General features: G+C 69.9%; 26 protein-coding genes. 14 read left to right on the top strand and 12 right to left on the bottom strand.

Annotated features, from left to right (window positions below):
- The first annotated feature begins 79 nt into the window (after positions 1 to 79).
- Positions 80 to 313 carry a hypothetical protein gene (locus ACYVO6_RS34500; RefSeq protein ID WP_461068195.1) on the top strand — a complete coding sequence of 78 codons (234 nt, stop codon included), beginning with the start codon at positions 80 to 82 and terminating at the stop codon, positions 311 to 313.
- Here the strand turns inward: ACYVO6_RS34500 and istB are convergent.
- Entirely contained in the window at positions 303 to 1,601 is a 1,299-nt protein-coding gene (istB, locus tag ACYVO6_RS34505) for an IS21-like element helper ATPase IstB (RefSeq protein WP_461068598.1), read from the bottom strand. The two genes, ACYVO6_RS34500 and istB, sit on opposite strands and share 11 nt — an antisense overlap.
- 254 nt (positions 1,602 to 1,855) lie before the next feature.
- Between istB and ACYVO6_RS34510 the strand changes: the two genes are divergently transcribed.
- Positions 1,856 to 3,499, top strand: coding sequence for a DNA repair helicase XPB (locus ACYVO6_RS34510; protein WP_461068197.1), 1,644 nt, complete (start codon positions 1,856 to 1,858; stop codon positions 3,497 to 3,499).
- A 45-nt stretch (positions 3,500 to 3,544) separates the two neighbouring features.
- Here the strand turns inward: ACYVO6_RS34510 and ACYVO6_RS34515 are convergent, their stop codons facing one another.
- On the bottom strand, positions 3,545 to 3,745 hold the full coding sequence (locus ACYVO6_RS34515) for a hypothetical protein (RefSeq protein ID WP_461068199.1): 201 nt from the start codon (positions 3,743 to 3,745) through the stop codon (positions 3,545 to 3,547).
- Positions 3,746 to 4,100: 355 nt separating this feature from the next.
- Between ACYVO6_RS34515 and ACYVO6_RS34520 the strand changes: the two genes are divergently transcribed.
- Positions 4,101 to 6,203: a HelD family protein gene (locus ACYVO6_RS34520; protein WP_461068201.1), complete on the top strand. Its 2,103-nt coding sequence runs from the start codon at positions 4,101 to 4,103 to the stop codon at positions 6,201 to 6,203.
- Positions 6,204 to 6,228: 25 nt separating this feature from the next.
- Here the strand turns inward: ACYVO6_RS34520 and ACYVO6_RS34525 are convergent, their stop codons facing one another.
- On the bottom strand, positions 6,229 to 6,936 hold the full coding sequence (locus tag ACYVO6_RS34525) for a YqeB family protein (protein ID WP_461068203.1): 708 nt from the start codon (positions 6,934 to 6,936) through the stop codon (positions 6,229 to 6,231).
- A gap of 527 nt (positions 6,937 to 7,463) precedes the next feature.
- A complete protein-coding gene (locus ACYVO6_RS34530; protein WP_461068205.1) occupies positions 7,464 to 8,177 on the bottom strand; it encodes a copper homeostasis protein CutC in 714 nt (237 codons plus the stop codon).
- Between the two features lie 82 nt (positions 8,178 to 8,259).
- Between ACYVO6_RS34530 and ACYVO6_RS34535 the strand changes: the two genes are divergently transcribed.
- Both ACYVO6_RS34535 and ACYVO6_RS34540 read left to right on the top strand, forming a co-directional pair.
- Entirely contained in the window at positions 8,260 to 8,901 is a 642-nt protein-coding gene (locus ACYVO6_RS34535; protein WP_461068207.1) for an HD domain-containing protein, read from the top strand.
- A gap of 55 nt (positions 8,902 to 8,956) precedes the next feature.
- Positions 8,957 to 10,027, top strand: coding sequence for a GNAT family N-acetyltransferase (locus ACYVO6_RS34540; protein WP_461068209.1), 1,071 nt, complete (start codon positions 8,957 to 8,959; stop codon positions 10,025 to 10,027).
- Positions 10,028 to 10,037: 10 nt separating this feature from the next.
- On the opposite strand, the gene ACYVO6_RS34545 is transcribed toward ACYVO6_RS34540, so the two are convergent.
- Positions 10,038 to 10,310, bottom strand: coding sequence for a DUF4031 domain-containing protein (locus tag ACYVO6_RS34545; RefSeq protein ID WP_461068211.1), 273 nt, complete (start codon positions 10,308 to 10,310; stop codon positions 10,038 to 10,040).
- Positions 10,307 to 10,726, bottom strand: coding sequence for a hypothetical protein (locus ACYVO6_RS34550; RefSeq protein WP_461068213.1), 420 nt, complete (start codon positions 10,724 to 10,726; stop codon positions 10,307 to 10,309). The genes ACYVO6_RS34545 and ACYVO6_RS34550 overlap by 4 nt, the downstream gene beginning before the upstream one ends.
- A 357-nt stretch (positions 10,727 to 11,083) precedes the next feature.
- On the opposite strand from ACYVO6_RS34550, the gene ACYVO6_RS34555 reads away from it, so the two are divergent.
- The 3 genes from ACYVO6_RS34555 to ACYVO6_RS34565 all read left to right on the top strand — a co-directional run bounded on the left by ACYVO6_RS34555 (position 11,084) and on the right by ACYVO6_RS34565 (position 13,874).
- A complete protein-coding gene (locus tag ACYVO6_RS34555) occupies positions 11,084 to 12,010 on the top strand; it encodes a MurR/RpiR family transcriptional regulator (RefSeq protein ID WP_461068215.1) in 927 nt (308 codons plus the stop codon).
- Between the two features lie 147 nt (positions 12,011 to 12,157).
- A complete protein-coding gene (gene murQ / locus ACYVO6_RS34560; protein ID WP_461068217.1) occupies positions 12,158 to 13,135 on the top strand; it encodes an N-acetylmuramic acid 6-phosphate etherase in 978 nt (325 codons plus the stop codon).
- A 151-nt stretch (positions 13,136 to 13,286) separates the two neighbouring features.
- On the top strand, positions 13,287 to 13,874 hold the full coding sequence (locus ACYVO6_RS34565; protein WP_461068219.1) for a hypothetical protein: 588 nt from the start codon (positions 13,287 to 13,289) through the stop codon (positions 13,872 to 13,874).
- A gap of 62 nt (positions 13,875 to 13,936) precedes the next feature.
- Here ACYVO6_RS34565 and ACYVO6_RS34570 read toward each other — a convergent pair whose 3' ends face one another.
- On the bottom strand, positions 13,937 to 14,146 hold the full coding sequence (locus ACYVO6_RS34570; RefSeq protein WP_461068614.1) for a hypothetical protein: 210 nt from the start codon (positions 14,144 to 14,146) through the stop codon (positions 13,937 to 13,939).
- Positions 14,143 to 14,358 (bottom strand): hypothetical protein, encoded by a 216-nt coding sequence (locus tag ACYVO6_RS34575; RefSeq protein WP_461068221.1) that lies wholly within the window; start codon positions 14,356 to 14,358, stop codon positions 14,143 to 14,145. The genes ACYVO6_RS34570 and ACYVO6_RS34575 overlap by 4 nt, the downstream gene beginning before the upstream one ends.
- 115 nt (positions 14,359 to 14,473) lie before the next feature.
- Between ACYVO6_RS34575 and ACYVO6_RS34580 the strand changes: the two genes are divergently transcribed.
- The 6 genes from ACYVO6_RS34580 (at position 14,474) to ACYVO6_RS34605 (ending at position 17,786) form a co-directional block, all read left to right on the top strand.
- Positions 14,474 to 15,316, top strand: coding sequence for a helix-turn-helix domain-containing protein (locus tag ACYVO6_RS34580; protein ID WP_461068223.1), 843 nt, complete (start codon positions 14,474 to 14,476; stop codon positions 15,314 to 15,316).
- Positions 15,297 to 15,563, top strand: a complete 267-nt coding sequence (locus ACYVO6_RS34585; RefSeq protein ID WP_461068225.1) for a DUF397 domain-containing protein — start codon at positions 15,297 to 15,299, stop codon at positions 15,561 to 15,563. The genes ACYVO6_RS34580 and ACYVO6_RS34585 overlap by 20 nt, the downstream gene beginning before the upstream one ends.
- A 453-nt stretch (positions 15,564 to 16,016) precedes the next feature.
- Positions 16,017 to 16,898 carry a hypothetical protein gene (locus tag ACYVO6_RS34590; protein WP_461068227.1) on the top strand — a complete coding sequence of 294 codons (882 nt, stop codon included), beginning with the start codon at positions 16,017 to 16,019 and terminating at the stop codon, positions 16,896 to 16,898.
- Complete coding sequence (locus ACYVO6_RS34595) at positions 16,895 to 17,086, top strand: hypothetical protein (protein WP_461068229.1); 192 nt, start codon at positions 16,895 to 16,897, stop codon at positions 17,084 to 17,086. The genes ACYVO6_RS34590 and ACYVO6_RS34595 overlap by 4 nt, the downstream gene beginning before the upstream one ends.
- 137 nt (positions 17,087 to 17,223) lie before the next feature.
- On the top strand, positions 17,224 to 17,499 hold the full coding sequence (locus ACYVO6_RS34600) for a hypothetical protein (protein WP_461068231.1): 276 nt from the start codon (positions 17,224 to 17,226) through the stop codon (positions 17,497 to 17,499).
- Positions 17,496 to 17,786, top strand: a complete 291-nt coding sequence (locus tag ACYVO6_RS34605) for a hypothetical protein (RefSeq protein WP_461068233.1) — start codon at positions 17,496 to 17,498, stop codon at positions 17,784 to 17,786. Before ACYVO6_RS34600 ends, ACYVO6_RS34605 begins: the two co-directional genes overlap by 4 nt.
- A gap of 92 nt (positions 17,787 to 17,878) precedes the next feature.
- Here the strand turns inward: ACYVO6_RS34605 and ACYVO6_RS34610 are convergent, their stop codons facing one another.
- The 4 genes from ACYVO6_RS34610 to ACYVO6_RS34625 all read right to left on the bottom strand — a co-directional run bounded on the left by ACYVO6_RS34610 (position 17,879) and on the right by ACYVO6_RS34625 (position 22,107).
- A complete protein-coding gene (locus tag ACYVO6_RS34610) occupies positions 17,879 to 19,003 on the bottom strand; it encodes an NADH:flavin oxidoreductase (protein WP_461068235.1) in 1,125 nt (374 codons plus the stop codon).
- A 268-nt stretch (positions 19,004 to 19,271) separates the two neighbouring features.
- The gene (gene groL / locus ACYVO6_RS34615) at positions 19,272 to 20,897 is read right to left on the bottom strand and encodes a chaperonin GroEL (protein ID WP_461068237.1); all 1,626 of its coding nucleotides are present in this window, start codon (positions 20,895 to 20,897) and stop codon (positions 19,272 to 19,274) included.
- A 301-nt stretch (positions 20,898 to 21,198) separates the two neighbouring features.
- Positions 21,199 to 21,402: a cold-shock protein gene (locus tag ACYVO6_RS34620; protein WP_003986833.1), complete on the bottom strand. Its 204-nt coding sequence runs from the start codon at positions 21,400 to 21,402 to the stop codon at positions 21,199 to 21,201.
- A 429-nt stretch (positions 21,403 to 21,831) separates the two neighbouring features.
- Positions 21,832 to 22,107: a MoaD/ThiS family protein gene (locus ACYVO6_RS34625; RefSeq protein WP_033322392.1), complete on the bottom strand. Its 276-nt coding sequence runs from the start codon at positions 22,105 to 22,107 to the stop codon at positions 21,832 to 21,834.
- Between the last annotated feature and the right edge of the window lie 19 nt (positions 22,108 to 22,126).

Below are 22,126 nucleotides of genomic sequence, written 5' to 3' on the forward strand. Positions count from 1 at the left end.
TCGGCGCACCGAGTCCGGCCCGTCCCCACCTCAGTTCCCGAAGTTCCCGACCGAGTTTCCGAAAGGTCCGAAAACAGTCATGCGTTCTCGTGCTGTCGCCACCACCCTGCTCGCCGCGGTTGCCCTCGTCGGCGTACTCGCCTCTCAGGCCCAGGCCGCGCCCGCGCCGCCCGCCGGGTCCGAGTCCCTCGTCCCATCCCTCACAGCCGGGTCCGAGTCCCTCGTCCCATCCCTCACAGAGGGCGTCGGCGGCGGCTTCGAGGGGAATGTGTTCAACAGCCCGCTGGTCAAAGACGTCACTCTCATGAAATAGCCCGGCGCATGCGGTAGCTGTCCCCGTCGAGCCGGACGATCTCCGCGTGGTGCGCGAGACGGTCGACCAGGGCGGGGGCGGCACCGCCGAAGATCTCCTCCCAGCGCCCGAGGGGGCGGTCGCTGGTCACGATCAGCGAGGCCCGCTCGTAGCGGTGGGCGACGAGCTGGAAGAGCAGGTGCGCGGTGGCCGCGTCGAAGGGGGCGTAGCCGACCTCGTCGATGATCAGCAGCGGGTACGCGTCGAGCGAGACCAGCTCCTCGGCGAGCCGACCGCCGTCCCGCGCCTCGGTCAGCCGGTACGCCCACTCCGTGGCGGTCGCGAACAGCACCCCGTGCCCCGCCTGGCAGGCCCGCACACCGAGCCCGACGGCGAGATGCGTCTTGCCGGTGCCGGGTGGCCCGACGAACACCGCGTTCCCGCGGGCGGCGACGAAGTCCAGCTTGCCGAGGCGGGCGACGGTCTCCCGGTCGAAGGACCGCGGGTGGCTCTCGTCGAAATCCTCGAGCAGCTTCCGGGAGGGGAAGTTGGCGTCCCGGACAAGGGTCTCGGTTCCACGGGGTTGGTACGGCGCGGGGAGCTCGACGGTGTAGGGGAGCGCCGAGTGGACTGCCGGCCGGGAGGTCCTCCTCACGACCGGAATCGACCCGGGCGGAACTGATACGGACGGACCCGAGACTGGCGAGGGCATCGGCTCAGGCTCCTGGGAAGCGTGGTCCGGAGCAGGGTGGCCCATGGGCTCATCGTGACCCGAGTCCGCTCCCGCCCCGGACATGTACCAGAGGATCGCCGCCGAGAGAATGAACGCCATGTGGATCACCGTTCCCCACATCAGCGAGTGGCGGGAAGTGTGGTGCACGTCCACGAACATCTGGAGCAGATGGACGGAGGAGATGCCCACGATGGCGGTGGCGAGCTTCACCTTCAGCACGTTGGCGTTGACGTGCGAGAGCCACTCGGGCTGGTCGCGGTGGCCCTCGAGTCCGATACGCGAGACGAAGGTCTCGTAGCCGCCGACGATCACCATGATCAGCAGGTTGGCGATCATCACGACGTCGACGAGCTTGAGCACGGCGAGCATGACGTACGTCTCGGTCGCGTGCCCGCTCACGATCTGGAGGATTAAAGTCCACAACTCGTTGAAGAACTTGTAGACGTACACGGCCTGGGCGGCCACCAGGCCGAAGTACAACGGCGCTTGAAGCCATCTGGTGGCGAACAGGGCGTAGCCGAGCGTCGTGGTGGGCGGGGATGCGGTGGGCTTGGGCGGGGATGCGGTGGGCTTCAGGAGCCGCCTGCGAGTTACCTGCACAGTCCGCCATTATTCGGGACTGAAGCCACAAAACAGAACTGACGCCACTCATTCGAATGAAAAGACATTCAATAGGACGGGACGCGGACGGCCCGCGGACCGGCCGCGGGCGGGATGCGGGGGACGCTGCCCGGGAGCGGACGCCCACCCGGTCCCCCACCCGGTCCACGACCGCACACGCCGACGATCAGGCACACTGGACGTTTGGCCGACTGGAAAGGGTGCCGCGTGTGAATGGTCCACTCATCGTTCAGAGCGACAAGACTCTCCTGCTCGAGGTCGATCACGAGCAGGCGGACGACTGTCGTCGGGCCATCGCGCCGTTCGCGGAGCTGGAGCGGGCGCCCGAGCACATCCACACGTATCGGCTGACGCCGCTGGGGCTGTGGAACGCGCGGGCCGCCGGGCATGACGCCGAGCAGGTCGTGGACGCGTTGGTGCAGTTCAGCCGGTATCCGGTGCCGCATGCGCTGCTGGTCGACATCGCGGAGACGATGGACCGGTACGGGCGGCTGACCCTGTCCAAGCACCCGGCCCACGGGCTGGTGCTGACGACCACCGACCGGCCCGTACTCGAGGAGATCCTGCGCTCGAAGCGGATCATGCCGCTCGTGGGCACCCGGATCGACCCGGACTCGGTGGCCGTGCATCCCTCCGAGCGCGGGCAGATCAAGCAGACGTTGCTGAAGCTGGGCTGGCCGGCCGAGGACCTCGCCGGGTACGTCGACGGCGAGGCGCATGCGATCGAGCTGGCCGAGGACGGCTGGGCGCTGCGGCCGTACCAGAAGCAGGCCGTGCAGAACTTCTGGCACGGCGGGTCCGGGGTCGTCGTCCTCCCCTGTGGTGCGGGAAAGACCCTCGTCGGCGCCGGGGCCATGGCTGAGGCCAAAGCCACCACCCTCATCCTCGTCACCAACACCGTCTCCGCCCGGCAGTGGAAGCACGAGCTGGTGCGGCGTACGTCGCTGACGGAGGACGAGATCGGGGAGTACAGCGGTACGCGGAAGGAGATCCGGCCGGTCACCATCGCCACGTACCAGGTGCTGACGACGAGGCGGAAGGGCATCTATCCGCACCTGGAGCTGTTCGACTCCCGTGACTGGGGGCTGATCATCTACGACGAGGTGCACCTGCTGCCGGCTCCCGTTTTCAAGTTCACGGCGGATCTGCAGGCGCGCCGACGGCTCGGCCTGACGGCGACGCTCGTACGGGAGGACGGCCGTGAGTCGGACGTGTTCTCGCTCATCGGCCCGAAGCGGTTCGACGCGCCCTGGAAGGAGATCGAGGCGCAGGGCTATATCGCGCCCGCGGACTGCGTCGAGGTCCGGGTGAATCTGACGGACTCCGAGCGGCTGGCGTACGCGACGGCCGAGACCGAGGAGAAGTACCGCTTCTGCGCGACCACCGAGACCAAGCGGAAGGTCACGGAGGCGTTGGTACGCCGCTTCGCGGGGCAGCAGACGCTCGTCATCGGCCAGTACATCGATCAGCTGGACGAGCTCGGCGAGCACCTGGACGCGCCGGTCATCAAGGGCGAGACCACCAACGCGCAGCGGGAGAAGCTCTTCGAGGCGTTCCGGCAGGGCGAGATCAGCGTGCTCGTCGTGTCGAAGGTCGCGAACTTCTCGATCGACCTGCCGGAGGCGACGGTCGCGATCCAGGTCTCGGGGACGTTCGGCTCCCGCCAGGAGGAAGCGCAGCGCCTCGGCCGCGTGCTGCGTCCGAAGGCGGATGGTCACCAGGCGCACTTCTACTCGGTGGTCGCCCGCGACACGCTTGACCAGGACTTCGCGGCGCATCGGCAGCGGTTTCTGGCGGAGCAGGGGTATGCGTATCGGATTGTGGATGCGGATGAGTTGTTGGCGGACAGCTGAGTGGGGGGTTGGGGCTGGGGTGCCCGCGGAGCGGCGGAACCAGGCTCACCGCCGGCGGCGAACGCCCGCCTCCTCGCCGTACTCCCCAAGCACGATCACATCGATCGCGGCGGACGCGAAGACCTTGACGGCGCGCACGGCGTCGCCGAGGAGGTGGCGGTGATGACGGTCGTCGTGGGCGGTCGCGCCGGCCGGCGGGCCGTGCCGGGCGGGGCCGGAGGCTGGGGTGAAGGTCGCTGCGCTCATGTTTCCATGATGCGTTTCGGCCATTCGGGTGACATCGGCCTCTGGGCCGAACCTCCGCGACCCCCGCATACGCCTCTGGGCTGACCCTTCCCCCTAGAGACCCACTAGGGGCAGTAGCCGCCAGGGAGTAGCCCAGGAGCAGGGCCGCGCAATAAACCATTGGCCCTGTCATCGGCCCCTAGCCTAAAATCGCCGCTCTTGCCCGCCTCCCTCCGTGGAGTGCTGTCGCCCGGACGGAAACCGGCCGGCACCCAGCCCCGCCGTACGACTCGTACGGCGACGAGGCACACCCACGCAGCAGCACCCCAAGCAGCAGGACCCCACGCTGCATGACCACGCCCGGAGGCCAGCCGCCGTGTCCACCCCGCCCGCCGACGACCCCCTCGACCCTCTCTCCCGCGAGCGCGCCCACCTCTCCCGTTCCCGCGCCGCCCTCCGTGCCATGCGCGAGGACGTCGAGTCCCTCGACATCCGGGATGTCACCGCGAACTGGGTCAACGCGGAAGCCCTCACCCACCAGATCGACGAGCGCATCAAGTCCCTCGCGGACCTCTCCCACACCCCGCTGTTCTTCGGCCGCCTCGACTACCTGCACGAGCCCGGCGCCGAGCAGGCGGAGGGCGCGGACGAATCAAAGGGGCGCGAAGCGCCTTCCTTGCAAGGGCGGCGGTGGGAGACGGGTGGGCGCTTCTACATCGGTCGCCGTCACGTCCACGACGCCGACGGCGACCCCATGGTCATCGACTGGCGCGCCCCGGTCTCGCAGCCGTTCTACCGGGCCTCCAAGAAGGACCCGCTGGACATCGCGCTGCGCCGCCGCTTCGGGTACACGGGCGGCGACCTCACCGCGTACGAGGACGAACACCTCACCGACCCCACCGAGGCCGATGTCACCAGCAAGCTGCTCCAGCAGGAGATCGAGCGCCCGCGCGTCGGCCCGATGCGCGACATCGTGGCGACGATCCAGCCCGAGCAGGACGAGATCGTACGCAGCGGGCTGGGCGGCACCGTGTGCGTGCAGGGCGGTCCGGGCACCGGAAAGACGGCGGTGGGTCTGCACCGGGTCGCGTATCTCCTCTACGCCCATCGCGAGCGGCTCGCCCGCACCGGCACCCTCGTCATCGGCCCGAACCGCTCGTTCCTCCACTACATCGAGCAAGTCCTGCCCGCCCTGGGCGAGTTGGAGGTCAAGCAGTCGACCGTGGACGACCTCGTCGCCCACGTCGAGGTACGCGGCACGGACGATGCACCGGCCGCCATCGTCAAGGGCGACGCCCGCATGGCCGAGGTCCTGCGCCGCGCCGTCCGCTCGCACGTCACGATGCCGACCGAACCGGTGGTCGTCGTACGCGGCTCGCGGCGCTGGCGCGTCCCGGCGTACGAACTGGAGGAGATCGTCCAGGAGTTGCTCGACCGCGACATCCGCTACGGCGCCGCCCGCGACGCCCTGCCGCAGCGCATCGCGCACGCCGTGCTCGTGCAGATGGAGCGGGCCGGGGAGGCACCGGACGACCGTGTGCAGGACGCCGTGGCCCGCAACTTGGCCGTGAAGGCGGCGGTGAAGGCGATCTGGCCGCCGGTCGACCCCGCTCGGCTGGTGCTGCGCCTGCTCTCCGACGCCGGCTTCCTCGCCGTACACGCGGACGGAATCCTCACCGAGGACGAGCAGAAGACCATCCTGTGGGCCAGGCCCGTACGGTCGCCGAAATCCGCCAAGTGGTCCGCCGCGGACGCCGTGTTGATCGACGAGGCCACCGATCTCGTCCAGCGCACCCACTCGCTCGGGCACGTGGTCCTCGACGAGGCGCAGGACCTCTCCCCCATGCAGTACCGGGCGGTGGGGCGGCGCTGCACGACGGGTTCGGCGACCGTGCTCGGCGATCTGGCGCAGGGCACCACGCCCTGGGCGACGCGGAGCTGGGACGAGGCGCTGGCGCACCTGGGCAAGCGGGACGCTGTCGTGGAGGAGCTGACGGCCGGCTTCCGCGTCCCGACGGACGTCATCACGTACGCGTCCCGGCTCCTCCCGCACATCGCGCCCGGGCTCACTCCGGTGGCGTCGGTCCGTGAGAATCCGGGTTTCTTCGAGGTACGGACGACTGTCGCCGACACCGAAGTGGTGGGCGCCTGCCGGGAGTTGCTGAGCCACGAGGGCTCGGTCGGCCTGATCGCGGCCGACGCGCGCATCCCGGCGTTGACCGAGGCGCTGACGTCGGCGGGGATCACGTATATCGGACCGGGCGAGGAGACGACGTACGAGACCCGCCTCACCCTGGTCCCGGCCTCGCTCGCCAAGGGCCTCGAGTACGACTACGTGGTCCTGGACGAGCCGCAGGCCGTGGTCGACGGCGAACCGGACGAACGGACCGGCCTCCGCCGCCTGTACGTGACCCTGACCCGAGCCGTCTCGGGCCTGATCGTGACGCACGCGGCACCGCTGCCGCCCCAACTTGCCTGATCCGCAGGTCGGTTCACCGGTCCGTTCACTGGGACGGCAGCCGCCAGTACTGCCGTTTGTCCTCGTCGCGTACGACGACGCCGAGTCTCGCCAGCTCCTTGCGCAGCTCCCGGGCGTCCTCGGCGTCGTCCTGCTTCTTGAGCGCCTTCTCGCGGGCCTTGAGCAGGGCGTTCGCCCCCTTGGGCAGGCCCGGAGTGTCCGGGACCCAGCGCCGGAACTCGGTCAGGTGCGGGTCCACGTCCGACCAGGTGTAGCCGTGCTCGGTGAAGGCGTCGGCAACGCGTCGCCTGGCCAGGCCGCAGTCCTCCCGGGCGAGTTCCTCGCTGTTGTGGCCGAGCAGCACGAGTTGTCTGCCGTCCAGGACGGCCAGGCGGATCTTGTCCCGCGCGAACTCCTGGGATGCGTCGCGGATGGTGAGCACCACGCGGCGGTCGGAGACGCGGACGGACAGCGATTCGTGCAGTGAGACAAAGGCCGCGAAGAGGCCCAGCAGCGCTCCGACGGTCACCGCGCCGATGGTCACCCACGGCTCGGGAATCGAGTCCAACAGCTTCGCCGGGCCCTTGAACGGCGCCCACCGCAAGGTCACGAGCCACCCCGCGAGCAGCCTGACCAGCTCGCCGACCACGGCTCCACCCACGACGCAGACGGCCAGGACGCCCCAGGTCGACTCGGCGAGCACGGTGGACTGGTCGGCCCGTGCGTCCGGCTCCTTCTGCATATCCACGCTCATGCGCCCTCCACCCGTTTTCTGCTGCGCAGCCCTCAGTGTGGCGAGGGGCGGGACACCCGTCATCAGCCGATGGTCTACGACGCTGCCACTTTGGTATGCGGGCTGCCCCCGGCGGTTGAGCAGGGCGCCTACCGGGAGGGTGGGTTCGGTTCATGGGCGACCGCGGGCCCATCGTGGCTGGTCGCGCCCACGCGGCGGAGTCGCAAATCGATATAGCCCCGCGCCCCTAAAAGCAAAAGCCTGCGCCCCGACGAACCCTCAACTTGCCCACCGGCGGGAGGGGTCGTGGGCCGGTGCGTCGTATGCCCGTCGCGTAGGTTCTGTCTCGGCCCGCCTGCGCCCTGTGTCAGCCGAAGGGTCGTATGCCCTGTTGGCGACGGGCTGACGCACCGGCCCGCGGCCCCGCACCCACCACGAACCCAGGGGCGCGGGGAACGGCGCGACCAGCCACAACGAACCCGCAGCCGCCCAACCGCCGGAGGCACCCCGCGGGGAACGGCGCGACCAGCCACAGTCAACCCGCAGCTTCAAAACGCGCCCAGCGGAGCGCTAAGCGCCGCCCGCCACTCGCGTACAGCGGCGGCGGAGACGGGCTCCGCCCACCCACCCCGCCGCGCCGCCCCGCCGATATGGAACGCGTCCACACCAGCGGCCCGCAGCCGCGGCACGTGGTCGAGACGGAGCCCGCCGCCCACCATGAGCCGCTGCTCATAGCCCGGCTCCCCGCGCCTCGCCGCCTCGGCGAGCAGCGTGGGGAGGCCGTCGTCCACACCGGCCGCCGAGCCCGCCGAGAGGTAGGTGTCGAGCCCGGGCAGATCCGCGAGCTGCTTGCGCAGGGCGTCGCGGTCCGCCGCCCGGTCGATCGCGCGGTGGAACGTCCAGCGGCAGCCGTCCAGTTCGGCGACGATCCGCTCCACCGCGGCCACGTCCACGTCACCGGCCTCGTCCAAAAATCCGAGCACGAACTCGTCGGCCCCCGCATCCCGCAACTCCCGTGTGGCGCGCACCAGTTCCCCGATTTCCCCGGTGTCACCGGCGGTGAACCCGTCCCCCAGCCGCAGCATCACGCGCAGCGAGATGTCGACGGCGGCCCGGATCTCGGTGAAGGTCCCGACCGACGGGGTGAGCCCGTCGGCCGCCATGTCGGAGACGACTTCGAGGCGATCCGCGCCCCCGGCCCGGGCTGCGACCGCGTCCCCGGCGTCGAGGGCGATCACCTCCAGGACTGCACGCTTGCTCATACGACCTCTTTCTTTGGGCGGCCTGGCCGACTACAGGTCTAGTCCAATTCAAGGGTACGTTGTGGAGGGGAACAATGACCCCATGGCCGACCCCGAAGCCCTGCGCACCCGCTGGCTCCACACCCTGCAACGGGCCCGCACCACCAGCACCCCCGACCCCGCCCCGTACGCCGACGACCTCCTCACCCGCTGGTCGGAGCCACAGCGCCGCTACCACACGCTCGATCACCTGACGGCGGTCCTGGACCACATCGACGTACTGGAGCGGTACGCGGACGACCCGGACCTGGTCCGCCTGGCGGCGTGGTTCCACGACGCGGTCTACCTCCCCGACCGCTCCGAGAACGAGGAACGCTCGGCCCGACTGGCCGAACGCGCCCTGACCGAAGCCGGCCTCCCGCCGGAGAAGACGGCCGAGGTCGCCCGCCTGGTCCGCCTCACGGTCACCCACGACCCGTCCCCCGACGACCCCAACGGCCAGGTCCTCTGCGACGCCGACCTGGCGATCCTGGCCGCACCCCCGAGGACGTACGCCGTCTACACGGCCGCCATCCGCGAGGAGTACGCCTTCGTCCCCTCCGAGGCCTTCCGCGAGGGCCGCGCCACGGTCCTGCGCCAACTCCTTGCCCTGCCACGCCTGTTCCGCACCCCGCACGGGGCGGCGCAATGGGAGGCGACGGCGCGCTACAACATCGGCGCCGAGCTGGAGCTGCTGCTCGGTTAGCCGCTGCCCGGTTATTCGGTGCCGTTCCGCGAGCCGAGCACCTATCGTCGCCCGCATGCGAGACATGGGCGGGGATCAGATACAGGAAGCCGTCGCGGGCGCCGTGGCGGTGCTGCGGACAGCGGCCGGGCAGCGGGACTGGAGCGTCAGGGCGGGCCGTCTCGACTGGAGTTGCCGCAGGACGGCGGAGCACATCGCGTCGGATCTCATCGCGTACGCGGGGCAGTTGGCGGGCCGCCCCACCGACCGGTACGTACCGTTCCGCATCGACTGCGGCGAGTGCGAGAACCCCGACGACGTCCTGGACGTCATCGAGGCGACCGGCACCCTGCTCGCCGCAGCCGTCCGCACCGCGCCGCGCGAGGCGCGGGCCTTCCACCCGTACCCCTTCCGCAGCGCGAACCGTGAGGGTTTCGCCGCGATGGGCATCGCCGAGGTGCTCCTGCACACGCATGACATCGCCGAGGGGCTGGGCATCGCGTACGAGCCCCCGGCCCGGCTCTGCGAGGACGTACTCACCCGGATCTTCCCGCACGTCCGGCCGGGACCCGACCACTGGCGCACCCTCCTGTGGGCGACCGGCCGCGGTGAGCTGCCCGGCCGCGCGCCGGTCACCGAGTGGCGCTGGAACAACAACCTCGTCATCCCCGCCGAGCGGCTCACCCTGCAAGGGGTCACGCCCGCTGCCGCCGCCGATCTGCAGGTCGGCGGCACCGGCGGCTTCGAGTGGATCGAGGGCGGCCCTTGCGAGAACACACGGTTCTCCGCCGGGATAGTGATGAAGGCGTACGAGACCGGAGTGCACCGCCCCGAGTGGGGCGTGTTCGTCCTCGTGCGCAGGGAGGACGGCCGGGCCATCGGCGGCATGGGCTTCCATGGCGTACCCGACGACGAGGGCCGCGCCGAGGTCGGCTACGACCTGGAGGAAGCGGCCCGCGGCAACGGCTACGCAACGGAGGCGCTGCGCGCGCTGTCCACGTGGGCGCTGGCGCGCGACGACGTGAAGCTGCTGTGCGCGAAGATCGACCACGCCAACGCCCCTTCCCAGGGCGTGGTGTCGCGTGCGGGCTTCACCCGGGTGCGGGAGGACGGGGAGCAGTACGTGTACGAGCTCCGCAGAAGCTGAGACCGCTCGCTCAGAGGGATTGCGTACGGCTCTTGCGCCTGCGCAGCCCCGCCCCGTAGAGCAGCCGCACCACCTCGCGGCTGCTGACCTCGACCGCTCCGGCGCGCACGACGTCCGCGTACCGATGCGACGGGATGTCGTAGTGGTCCCGCTCGAAGGCCCGGCGCGGGACGCCCAACTCCGCGGCGAACGCGTGCAGTTCGTCGTACGAGACGTCGCTGATCAGGTGCGACCACATGCGGCCGTGGCCCGGCCAGGCGGGCGGATCGATGTAGACCGTCACGAGGAGGGCGCCCCGCCGGGGCCGCCCGGACCGCCGATCGCCGAGCCGAGCGCGCCCACCGCCGAGACCTTCACCCCTGCCTTGTGGCACACCCAGTGCGGATCGGGCCCGAGTTCCGGTTCGACGTCGAGGGCGTGCGGGTCGCCGGCGCCGCAGACGGGGCACAGCGGCCAGCGCCCGTACCGCTCGAGCAGCGCGTCCTGTACGTCCTGGGCGACCAGCCCCGCCACATACTCGACGCCCTCCGGCCACTGCTCCACCCACCAGCGCCGCTGCACCACCGACGCCTCGACGAGCGAGACGACGTCGGCCTCGGCGACGTCGCCCGCGACGAGATCGGCGATCACGAGCGCACGGGCCGCGTGCAGCGCCTGCTCCAGGGGGCTGACGGGGTGTGAGGCGGCGGGAGGTTCCATACGCCCATTGTGCGCCTACGGCACAAGTGACGGCGCTCCGTGTGGGCCGCGCGCCCGTCAGGGCTGCGAGCCGCCAGGGCTGCACCCCGTAAGGGGCGCGGGGCTGTGTCGATATGCGGCTCCGCCGCGATGGGGGTCCCCCCGCTCTGGGGGTCCCCCCAGGCCCTTAAGGCACTGGGGGAGAAGTCGAGAGTGGGGAGCGACAAGCCACGACGGACCCGCAGCCGACACACGAACCCCAACCGCCCACCACCCAGGGGCGCGGGGAACTGCGCGACCAGCCCCCACTGCCCCGCAGCGAAAACCCCTCCGAGCCACCCCTTGACCCCTCCCGCCCACCGAAAATACCTTTCAAAGGTGACCCTCAACGTGAAGGAAACTTTCGCAGGCGAGGCCCCGCCCGCCCCCGCGGCCCTCGCCGCCAAGGTCCGCACCCTCGCCCCGTCGATGACCCGCTCCATGCAGCGCGTCGCCGAGACCGTGGCCGGCGACCCCGCAGGCTGCGCGGCCCTCACAGTCACCGGCCTCGCGGAGCGAACCGGCACCAGCGAGGCCACGGTGGTCCGCACCGCCCGCCTCCTCGGCTATCCCGGCTACCGCGACCTGCGCCTGGCCCTCGCCGGCCTCGCCGCCCACCAGCAGTCGGGCCGTGCGCCCGCCGTCACGGCCGACATAGCGGTCGACGACCCGATCGCGGACGTCGTGGCGAAACTGGCGTACGACGAGCAGCAGACCCTCGCCGACACCGCGGCCGGCCTGGACACGGTCCAGCTCGGCGCGGCCGTCTCCGCGCTGGCGGCGGCCGGCCGTATCGACGTCTACGGAGTCGGCGCCTCCGGCCTGGTCGCCCAGGACCTCCACCAGAAGCTCCTGCGCATCGGCCTCATAGCGCACGCGTTCAGCGACCCCCATCTCGCGGTCACCAACGCCGTGCAACTGCGCGCCAAGGACGTGGCGATCGCGATCACGCACTCCGGTTCGACCGGCGACGTCATCGAGCCGCTACGGGTCGCCTTCGAGCGGGGCGCCACGACAGTCGCGATCACCGGGCGCCCGGACGGCCCGGTCTCGCAGTACGCCGACCACGTCCTCACCACGTCGACGGCCCGCGAGAGCGAGTTGCGGCCGGCCGCCATGTCGTCCCGTACGAGCCAACTGCTGGTGGTGGACTGCCTGTTCATAGGGGTGGCCCAGCGGACGTACGAGACGGCGGCGCCGGCGCTGGCCGCGTCGTACGAGGCGCTGGCGCACCGGCACGCTTCCGCTCCGCGGGGAGCGCGGTAGAACCACAGGCCGTCTGTACGCTGCGGGCCGTACGTGGCTGGTCGCGCCCACGCGGCGGAGCCGCATATGTCACCGCCCCGCGCCCCTGAAGGGGCGCTACACCGACCCGGAGAACCAGAGAACCACCCCCGGAAAGAGCCGCCCCACATGACCTCCCCCGCCGACGCCTCCTCCGACCGCCATCCCGGCCCCACCCCCAACTACCGTGACGTACGGGACGAGTTGGAGACCCTGACCACCGAGGCGTTCCGTCCTGAGCTCGCTCGGATCGACCAGCTGCCCACCCTCGAGATCGCGAAGATCATGAACGGCGAGGACGCGACCGTACCGACCGCCGTCGCCGCGCAGCTCCCGCGGATCGCCGCCGCGATCGACGCCATCGCGGACCGTATGGCGCGCGGCGGACGCCTGGTCTACGCGGGCGCGGGCACCGCGGGCCGCCTCGGCATCCTCGACGCGTCCGAGTGCCCGCCCACCTTCAACACGGACCCCTCCGAGGTCGTCGGCCTGATCGCGGGCGGCCCGAGCGCCACGGTCAACTCGATCGAGGGCGCCGAGGACTCCAAGGAGCTGGCGGCCGAGGACCTGGACTCCCTGGGCATCACCGCAAACGACACGGTGGTCGGCGTCTCCGCCTCGGGCCGTACGCCGTATGCGATCGGCGCGGTGGAACACGCGCGCGCACTCGGCGCCCTGACCGTCGGCCTGTCCTGCAACGCGGACAGCGCGCTCGCGGCGGCGGCCGAGCACGGCATCGAGGTCGTCGTGGGCCCCGAGCTGCTCACCGGCTCGACGCGTCTGAAGGCGGGCACGGCCCAGAAGCTGGTCCTCAACATGCTCTCGACGATCACGATGATCCGCCTGGGCAAGACGTACGGGAACCTGATGGTCGACGTACGCGCCTCGAACGACAAGCTCCGGGCCCGTTCGCGCCGTATCGTCGCGCTGGCCACGGGCGCGCCGGACGACCAGATCGAAGCGGCCCTGAGCGCGGCCGACGGCGAGACGAAGAACGCGATCCTCGTCCTCCTCGCCGACATCGACGCCGCCACCGCCGCCCGCCTGCTCACCGAGGCGAACGGCCACCTCCGGGCGGCTCTTCAGGCGGCCCTCGCCGGCGACTGAGCAGCACCCGAGGAGCGGCTGAGCAGCGGCCCGAGCCGGCTCCCGGGGGGCGACGGTCACGCCCGAGCCCGGGCTCCCGGGGCGGACTGTCAGTGGCGCATGTGATTCTTGGGGGCGTCGGCAGCACAGCTCCCGGGAGGGGATGACCACCATGAACCACGCACAGCTGACCGCCCTGGGCCGCGCCCTGCGGCTTCTCGGCGAGCACGGCGAGTCCCTGGGCACGGACACACCCGACGCGAAGCTGCACGAGGTCAAAGCGGATCTGAAGCGGGCGCTGGACCTGCTCGAGGAGACCGTCACCACGGCGAAGCCCACCACGCGCTGCTCCGAGCACCCCACGGGCCCGGTCGACGAGGACGCCCCCGACCTGTGCCTGCTGTGCGAGACCCGCCGCCGCATCGCCCGCCGCTCGAAGGTCAACGACTCGTTCACCCAGGGCCGTTCGACCACCCCGGACGAGGCGGTCGAGCGCACGAAGTCCCGCTACGGCGTACGGGGCGACCGCCCCCAGCCCCAGCAGCGCTGGCTCCCCGAGATGTGGACGGGCCAGGTCTGGCAACTCTGCGGCACCCCCCGCCGCGACAAACAGGAAGCCGAGCTGTACCTCGCCGCCCAACGCCGGGGCCCCCACCCCGGCATGGCCTACCGCCTGGTCCACGAGTTCACCGACTACGAGGTGCTCCGCATCTGGGGCACACCGGTGAAGGTCGACATCGAGCCGATGGGGAACCTGTAGCCTCACCCGGCTTACGGCACGGAGCCGCGCTCCACGACCCAGACGGCAGGTGTCCCCGTTGGTTACGGCAACCGCCCTTCCCAGTTGATCCGACGCACCCGCGCCCGCAGCACCTCCCCGGGATCCGCCTCCCCCAACGCCTCCGGCGGGCAGTCCCACTCCCGCCCGCCGCCCACCGGCCTCAGCTGTACGTAGCCGCCCTCGCGCCCCATCACCTGGCCGAGCCGCCCGTCCCGTACGTCAATGGCGTACTTCCCGTTCTCCGCGCTCACTGGCGGGCCTCGTGCAACGCGTCGGCCAGGCGCTTCGCCGTGTTCAGGTTGCAGCGGCCGAGTTCGACGAGCGGGTACGGCTCCCTGGTCGCGGCCGTGACCGGGTCCACGCGGAGGGACGGCAGGACGACACCCAACTCTTCGAGTTCCTCCCGCAGTCGGGCCACGATCTCCTCGGCCTCCCGCAGCCACTCCTCCGATTGCAACGCCATGACCTGGCACCCTTCGCTCTGAGTATCCGCTTTCACCACCCAGAGTGGCCATCCCTCGCTAGCCTGAACAGAGTCGGCGTCCCAACAACACCTCGTGTACGACCGGGAGTTGCCCATGCCAGGACCGAAGGACCTCGATCCGTCCACCTCTCCCCGCGCCCTCCTCGGCGCCGAACTCCGCCACGCCCGCGAGAAGGCCGGCCTCAGCCAGGACGCCCTCGGGCAGGCCCTCTTCGTGAGCGGCTCGTTCATCGGGCAATTGGAGTCCGGTACGCGCCGGATTCAGCCGGACATGGCCCAGAAGCTCGACGAAATACTCGACACGAAGGGGTTCTTCGAGCGCAACTGCAAGGCCGCCAACAAGTCCAAGTACCCGGACCACTTCGCGGAGGCGGCGGAGGCGGAGCGGATCGCGACGGCGATCAGGCAGTACGCGTCACAGCTGATCCCGGGCCTCTTGCAGACACAGGCGTACGCGGAGGCGGTGTTCCGCGCGTACCACCCGACAGCGCCGGACGAGGTGATCGACGACCTGGTGACGGCACGTCTCGAACGCGCGCACATCCTCGACGATCCAACAACCCCGCTGTTGTGGGCGATTCTGGACGAGGCTGTCCTCAGGCGCGAGGTCGGCGGCGACGCGGTGATGGCGGAGGCACTGCGCCGCGTGGCGGACCTCGCGCGCAAGCACCGGATCATCGTCCAGGTGCTGCCGTTCGGAGCCGGGGCACACGCCGCGATGGACGGCCCTCTGAAGCTCATGGAGTTCGGCGATGCGCCCCCGCTCTCCTTCGTCGAAGGGCCGGACGTAGGGAAGCTGCTGGACGACCCGGCCACCGTCACCCGACACACACTGATGTTCAACCTCCTCCAGGCCGCCGCGCTCTCCCCGACGGAATCCCTGGCCTTGATCGAGTCAGTGGCGCAGGATTACGAACATGGAGAACAACACCCCTGAGTACGACCTGAGCGCGGCTATATGGCACAAGTCCAGCCACAGCGGCGGCAGTGGTGGCGACTGCCTCGAAGTCGCCACTTGGCGGAAGTCCAGCTACAGCGGCGGCCAGGGCGGCGACTGCCTCGAAGTCTCGCCAGACTTCCCCGCCCTCGTCCCCGTACGCGACTCCAAGAACCCCCACGGCCCGAAGCTCGTGTTCCGGGCCAAGGCTTGGTCTGCCTTCGTAGCAAACCTCAAGCACGACTAGGGAGCTGGCCGGTAGGCGGATGCGCGTCAGCGCCTCGCCTGCACGCCGGTGCGGCCGAGCGGCCGACAGCCGGTAGGCGGGGCAGGTGGGCCGCGGAAATGTGACAGTCCCGGGTCCGAGTGTCACATTTTTCCGCGATCGGTACGGAGGCGCGGGCAGCTGGACGCATCGGCGCAACTCCGAAGCGATCAAGGCGGGTACAGGCCGGTGGGGGCTGAACCGGAGCCACCCGCAGCCGCTCTGCCCGAAGCTCAAGCGCCGAGCTCCGAGCCCTGCTTCTGAGGATTGGGAGGCGGGCCTCAACCCGCCCACCCTCCCTGCGAGTTGACGTGACGCGACCGACTTGCCACGGACAGTCACATGGGCTTAGCGTGCCCGCATAACGAACAACCCCCGCTAGGTGCGGCAAACACCTGCGGGGGTTTGACCTACGAGATCGAGAGCACCGATCCCATGGCTGAAGCCAACCTTAGTGGCACCTTCCTGCCCGCGCACGCGTCCCCGCACCCCATGGCCAATCCGGGGTACGGAAAACGCAGCGCCCCGGACCAACTCCCCCGCACCGCCCACGACTTCGCCCACCTCCCGCCTCGCGAAGCCGCCATCGCCGCGTACATCGACCGCCTCCCCAACGGCGCCGACATCTCCGTAAAGACGCTGGCCAAGGCACTCCCGTACGGCCAGTGCGCACTCCGCACGGCCCTCAACAACCTTCAACTGGCGGGCCACTTGCGCCGGGGCCGCGAACATCTGGCCGACTCGGGAAGCCCACAGTGGATCACCCGAACGTGGTTCTCGCGGACGGCGCGGGACGACGACTGGTGGGCGGCGTTCACGCGGGGCGACGTACCGCAGGAGCAGGAAGCTTCAGCGGACCGGCGAGGGCCCACCCGCTCCCGCGCGTACATCCTCCTCGCGGCCCTCGGCCGTGCGACCCCGGCCCTGTCACTGTCGGCCGCGGCCTGCGCGGACCTCGCCCCGCTGCTCACGGAGTGGTTCGCAAGGGGCGCCACGGACGACCACGTACTCCAGGCCCTGACCGCAGGCCTCCCAACCCCGGTCCACAGCCCGGCCGCCCTCGTCCGCAACCGCCTGACCAGCAAGCTCCCGCCGGAGCCCACACCGGCTGCCGCACGCCCGCCCCTCCGCGTACTGGAGTGCGCGAAGTGCGGCGCCCCGGGCCGCCCAGAGGCCCTGCCCGGCGGCGTATGCGGGCCGTGCCGGGGCGAGCCCGGGCCCGCCCGTCCCGCAACGCCCCTGTCACCCTCAGCAGTCCACGCCCGCGTCGCCGAACTCCGCGCGGCGTGCCGTTCCCGCGAAAGGGCCACCACATGAACCCAGAGCACGCAGCCGCAGACGTGCATGGTTCTCCCAGCGAACTCGAAGAACTGCAGCGATTGCGAGACGAGGCGGACATCGCGCAGGCTCGGGAGCGCGAGGCCTCCCCAGCAGGACTGGCGCTCACCCATGACGCCTTCATGGCGCGACTGGAGGCCGAGGACCGCGGCGAGGCGGCGTCATGACCCACGCCGTTGCGTGGGAGCACTCGGCCACCTACCGGAGAGCTTCGGTCTCCTCTGCAGGGGCGTATGACCCCTCCTCGCCACGCCTTGCCGCCCGGTACCGTGGCGTATCTGGAGACCGATCCGAGGAGATCCGCATGACCGCACAGCCCGCAGAGCCGGTACCGTCGGCGCCTCTCCAGGTACCACGTACCGTCGACGGCATCATGGCTGCCCTGCCCTCGGCTTCAGCCCGCATGGAGTTCCGAACCTCTTTCGGGCAGGCCGCGACAAGCCAGGAGCGGGAAGACATCATCGACGCGTGGTGGGCCGTTGCCATGACCCCGGACTGGGATGACCGTCTCGCCGACTCGGAAGCCGGGCGCAACCTTGTCTCGCTCGACGACATTGCGAAGAGGGCCGAAGCACCGTGACCACTCCGAGGTGGATCTTGTTCTTCGGGCAGCATGCGGACGAAACCCTCGAACAACTTCGGGTGCGCGATCCCGAACGTCACGCGGTCGCCATCAAGCGGTTCCTCGATCTCGCCACCGACGCCGGCCAGGCGATCGACACAGGATGGCCTCCGCCAGGACGCCTCGCCCGAGGCGCGTACGTCACGATGTGGCGGGACATCGGCCTCACCGTCACCTACCTGCCGCACCCGGATCGGAGGGAAGTCCACGTCGTCGGAGTCCTCGGCAGTGGGCCCGTTGGCTGAAGCCGACCATACCCACTGTCTGGAAGCCCCGGAACGTGTGACGGCGGCCCCCTGGCACCAGGAGGGCCGCCCTCGACGTAGCGCAGGCAGAGTCAGCTCAGCGTGCGCAGCGACGCCGGGTCATACGCGGCCAACTCGTCCACGCGGCCCTCCAGCACCTTCGCCGCCCACTCCGGATCCTGAAGCAGCGCGCGGCCGACCGCGACCAGGTCGAACTCCTCGTTCTCCAGGCGGTCCAGCAGGTCGTCGATGTTCTTGGTCTGGGAGCCCTCGCCCAGGAAGGCCTTGGTGAAGTCGCCCTTCATGCCGACCGAGCCGACGGTGATGGTGGGCTTGCCGGTGAGCTTCTTCGTCCAGCCCGCCAGGTTGAGGTCCGAGCCGTCGAACTCCGGGTGCCAGTAGCGGCGCGTGGAGGCGTGGAAGGCGTCCACACCGGCCGAGGCGAGCGGGGTCAGCAGGGCCTCCAGTTCCGACGGGGACTCCGCGAGCCTCGCGTGGTACGCCTCCGCCTTCCACTGCGAGTACCGGAAAATGACCGGGAAGGAGGGCGACACCGCCGCGCGTACCGCCGCCACGATCTCCGCCGCGAACTTCGTACGGGACACCAGGTCGCCGCCGTACTCGTCGGCGCGGCGATTGGTGCCGGACCACAGGAACTGGTCGATCAAGTAGCCGTGTGCGCCGTGCAGTTCGACTCCGTCGAAGCCGATCCGCTCGGCGGCGGCAGCGGCTTCGGCGAAGGCGGCGATGACGTCGTCCAGGTCGGCCTGGGTCATGGCCTTGCCCGTGCCCTCCGTGCCGTCGAGGCGGATGCCGGACGGGCCGATGGCCGGGGCGTCCGCGTACGGGGGTTCACCGGCGGACCGCACCATGCCGATGTGCCACAGCTGCGGCACGATCGTCCCGCCCGCCGCGTGCACGGCCTCGGCGACCTTCGCCCACCCGGCCAGCTGCTCGTCACCGTGAAAGCGCGGGATGTCGTCGCTCTGCCCGGCCGACTCATGACCGACGTACGTCCCCTCGGTCACGATCAGTCCGACACCGGCGGCGGCCCGGCGCGCGTAGTACGAGGCCACGTCCTCCCCCGGGATGCCCCCCGGCGAGAAGTACCGGGTCATGGGCGCCATCGCGATCCGGTTCGGGACGGTGAGGCCGTTCAGGGAAACGGGCCGGGACAGAATCTGGGCCGCTCGGGAGGCGGAGGCGGTCGCAGTCACGTGTGGGACTCCTCGGAGGGGTCGGGCAGACATCGAGCGGGCATGGCATTCCGAACGGTATGTGCATACGCATCTACCGTGCGTATGCGTCAACTACTCACCCACCACCAGCATTCCGCCGCCCCGCCCCATCCCCTGTGATCCCGGCCACGCCCAAGACGCACACACCCCAGGACGCCCCCGGACGCGCCCGAGGGCGGCACCCCTGCGAACAGGGATGCCGCCCTCGGTACTGGACGGACGGGTCCGACCCGGCGAAAGAACCGGATCAGAAGTCCATGTCACCGCCCGGCATGCCGCCGCCGGCCGGGGCGGCGCCCGCCTTCTCCGGCTTGTCGGCGATGACGGCCTCGGTGGTGAGGAACAGCGCGGCGATGGACGCGGCGTTCTGCAGGGCGGAACGCGTGACCTTCGCCGGGTCGATGATGCCCTCGGCGATCATGTCGACGTACTCACCGGTCGCGGCGTTCAGACCGTGACCGACCTGAAGGTTGCGGACCTTCTCCACGACGACTCCGCCCTCGAGACCACCGTTGACGGCGATCTGCTTGAGCGGGGCCTCCAGGGCGAGCCGCACGGCGTTGGCGCCGGTCGCCTCGTCACCCTCGAGCTCCAGCTTCTCGAAGACCGTGGCGGCCTGGAGCAGGGCCACGCCACCACCGGCGACGATGCCCTCCTCGACGGCAGCCTTCGCGTTGCGGACGGCGTCCTCGATGCGGTGCTTGCGCTCCTTGAGCTCGACCTCGGTGGCGGCACCGGCCTTGATGACGGCCACGCCGCCGGCCAGCTTCGCCAGGCGCTCCTGGAGCTTCTCGCGGTCGTAGTCCGAGTCGGAGTTCTCGATCTCGGCGCGGATCTGGTTGACCCGGCCGTTGACCTGCTCGGTGTCACCGGCACCGTCGACGATCGTGGTCTCGTCCTTGGTGATGACGACCTTGCGGGCGCGGCCCAGGAGGTCCAGGGTCGCGTTCTCCAGCTTGAGGCCGACCTCCTCGGAGATGACCTCGCCGCCCGTGAGGATGGCGATGTCGCCGAGCATGGCCTTACGGCGGTCGCCGAAGCCCGGAGCCTTGACGGCGACGGACTTGAAGGTGCCGCGGATCTTGTTGACGACCAGGGTCGACAGGGCCTCGCCCTCGACGTCCTCGGCGATGATCAGCAGCGGCTTGCCGGACTGCATGACCTTCTCGAGGAGCGGCAGCAGGTCCTTGACGGCGCTGATCTTCGAGTTGGCGATCAGGATGTACGGGTCGTCGAGGACGGCCTCCATACGCTCCATGTCGGTGGCGAAGTACGCCGAGATGTAGCCCTTGTCGAAGCGCATACCCTCGGTGAGCTCCAGCTCCAGACCGAAGGTCTGGGACTCCTCGACGGTGATGACGCCTTCCTTGCCGACCTTGTCCATGGCCTCGGCGATGAGCTCGCCGATCTGGGTGTCGGCGGCGGAGATGGAGGCGGTCGAAGCGATCTGCTCCTTGGTCTCCACGTCCTTGGCCTGGTCGAGCAGGGCACCGGAGACCGCCTCGACGGCCTTCTCGATACCGCGCTTCAGGGCCATCGGGTTGGCACCGGCGGCGACGTTGCGAAGGCCTTCCTTGACCAGCGCCTGGGCCAGGACGGTCGCGGTCGTCGTGCCGTCACCGGCGACGTCGTCCGTCTTCTTCGCGACCTCCTTGACCAGCTCGGCGCCGATCTTCTCGTACGGGTCCTCGAGCTCGATCTCCTTGGCGATGGAGACACCGTCGTTGGTGATCGTGGGGGCGCCCCACTTCTTCTCGAGGACGACGTTGCGGCCCTTGGGGCCGAGGGTCACCTTGACGGCGTCCGCGAGCTGGTTCATGCCGCGCTCGAGGCCTCGCCGCGCCTCCTCGTCGAACGCGATGATCTTGGCCATGTGAAGTGGTCCTCCCGGACTGGGGTGGATTGCTCCGGACCGCGCTGGCGCCCGCGACGGACGGCCTGCCTGCCCCGTGGTTCCTTGCCCCACTTGGCCTGCGGGCCTCACCGACCCGGTCCTCGTTGTCACTCTCACCTTCAGAGTGCTAACGCCAATGATTAGCACTCGGGGTGGTCGAGTGCAAGCGCCTACCGGGGTGCGGACGGGCTGCCCGTGAGCATGCCGAAGGGCCCGTACCCCTTGAGGTACGAGCCCTTCGGAAGAAGAACGTGTCGCTGCAGATCAGTCGGCGCGTGCTTCAGCCGGCCACGCGGACCATGTCCGCCTGCGGCCCCTTCTGGCCTTGCGAGATCTCGAACTCGACCCGCTGGCCTTCCTCCAGGGTGCGGTAGCCGTCCATCTGAATCGCGCTGTAGTGGACGAATACATCCGCACCACCGTCGACCGCGATGAAGCCGTACCCCTTCTCCGCGTTGAACCACTTGACGGTGCCCTGAGCCATGCCTAACTCCCCTATTACTGGCCCTTGCACAGATCCACACTTCGCGGATCCGGGTCAGACCTCACCCCCCAACGGTTGGGGGTGTGCGCCGGAACGCGTCGACCGCGGCTGAATGTATCTGCCCAACTGCCGTCTGCAACAGGTCAATCGGACGAGAAATCTGGGCATGGCCGATCCGGAATGTACGGAGAATTCGCCCTAGACTTGGGCAAGTCGGGCTCCATAAAAGGAGCGAAAGGCGCAAAAGACCTGCACACTTTGGCTGCTTCTTATCGGCCGTCGAACAGGAATGCACATGCATTCGGTCCGGGGAGGCACCAGGTTCCCCAACTGTACCGCGCTCAACCATGCAGAATTGCCCCCTCCGCTTATCTCGCGGAGAGGGCAATTCGATGAACCCTGAGTTACCGGCATTACCGACGGTAACGATCAGCCTCCGGCGACCGCCGGAATGATCGAGACGCCGGCCCCGTCGGGCGTCGCCGTCTCCAGCCCCTGCTCGAACCGCACATCGTCGTCGTTCACGTAGACGTTGACGAACCGACGCAGCTTGCCCTGGTCGTCCAGGACGCGCGCCGCGATACCGGTGTGGTTCTTCTCCAGGTCGGCGATGACCTCGGCGAGGGTCGATCCTTCGGCGGCGACCTCGGCCTTGCCGCCGGTGTAGGTGCGAAGGATGGTGGGGATGCGGACGTTGACGCTCATGCGGATGACCTCCGGTCAG

This window comes from Streptomyces pseudoechinosporeus, assembly GCF_054783935.1.

Bases quoted from the DNA above. Each gene is read 5' to 3' on its own strand.
- ACYVO6_RS34500 (WP_461068195.1), top strand. From the start codon at position 80: ATGCGTTCTCGTGCTGTCGCCACCACCCTGCTCGCCGCGGTTGCCCTC.
- ACYVO6_RS34515 (WP_461068199.1), bottom strand. From the start codon at position 3,745: ATGAGCGCAGCGACCTTCACCCCAGCCTCCGGCCCCGCCCGGCACGGC.
- ACYVO6_RS34525 (WP_461068203.1), bottom strand. From the start codon at position 6,936: ATGAGCGTGGATATGCAGAAGGAGCCGGACGCACGGGCCGACCAGTCC.
- ACYVO6_RS34530 (WP_461068205.1), bottom strand. From the start codon at position 8,177: ATGAGCAAGCGTGCAGTCCTGGAGGTGATCGCCCTCGACGCCGGGGAC.
- ACYVO6_RS34535 (WP_461068207.1), top strand. From the start codon at position 8,260: ATGGCCGACCCCGAAGCCCTGCGCACCCGCTGGCTCCACACCCTGCAA.
- ACYVO6_RS34540 (WP_461068209.1), top strand. From the start codon at position 8,957: ATGCGAGACATGGGCGGGGATCAGATACAGGAAGCCGTCGCGGGCGCC.
- ACYVO6_RS34550 (WP_461068213.1), bottom strand. From the start codon at position 10,726: ATGGAACCTCCCGCCGCCTCACACCCCGTCAGCCCCCTGGAGCAGGCG.
- murQ (WP_461068217.1), top strand. From the start codon at position 12,158: ATGACCTCCCCCGCCGACGCCTCCTCCGACCGCCATCCCGGCCCCACC.
- ACYVO6_RS34565 (WP_461068219.1), top strand. From the start codon at position 13,287: ATGAACCACGCACAGCTGACCGCCCTGGGCCGCGCCCTGCGGCTTCTC.
- ACYVO6_RS34575 (WP_461068221.1), bottom strand. From the start codon at position 14,358: ATGGCGTTGCAATCGGAGGAGTGGCTGCGGGAGGCCGAGGAGATCGTG.
- ACYVO6_RS34580 (WP_461068223.1), top strand. From the start codon at position 14,474: ATGCCAGGACCGAAGGACCTCGATCCGTCCACCTCTCCCCGCGCCCTC.
- ACYVO6_RS34585 (WP_461068225.1), top strand. From the start codon at position 15,297: ATGGAGAACAACACCCCTGAGTACGACCTGAGCGCGGCTATATGGCAC.
- ACYVO6_RS34590 (WP_461068227.1), top strand. From the start codon at position 16,017: ATGGCTGAAGCCAACCTTAGTGGCACCTTCCTGCCCGCGCACGCGTCC.
- ACYVO6_RS34595 (WP_461068229.1), top strand. From the start codon at position 16,895: ATGAACCCAGAGCACGCAGCCGCAGACGTGCATGGTTCTCCCAGCGAA.
- ACYVO6_RS34600 (WP_461068231.1), top strand. From the start codon at position 17,224: ATGACCGCACAGCCCGCAGAGCCGGTACCGTCGGCGCCTCTCCAGGTA.
- groL (WP_461068237.1), bottom strand. From the start codon at position 20,897: ATGGCCAAGATCATCGCGTTCGACGAGGAGGCGCGGCGAGGCCTCGAG.
- ACYVO6_RS34620 (WP_003986833.1), bottom strand. From the start codon at position 21,402: ATGGCTCAGGGCACCGTCAAGTGGTTCAACGCGGAGAAGGGGTACGGC.
- ACYVO6_RS34625 (WP_033322392.1), bottom strand. From the start codon at position 22,107: ATGAGCGTCAACGTCCGCATCCCCACCATCCTTCGCACCTACACCGGC.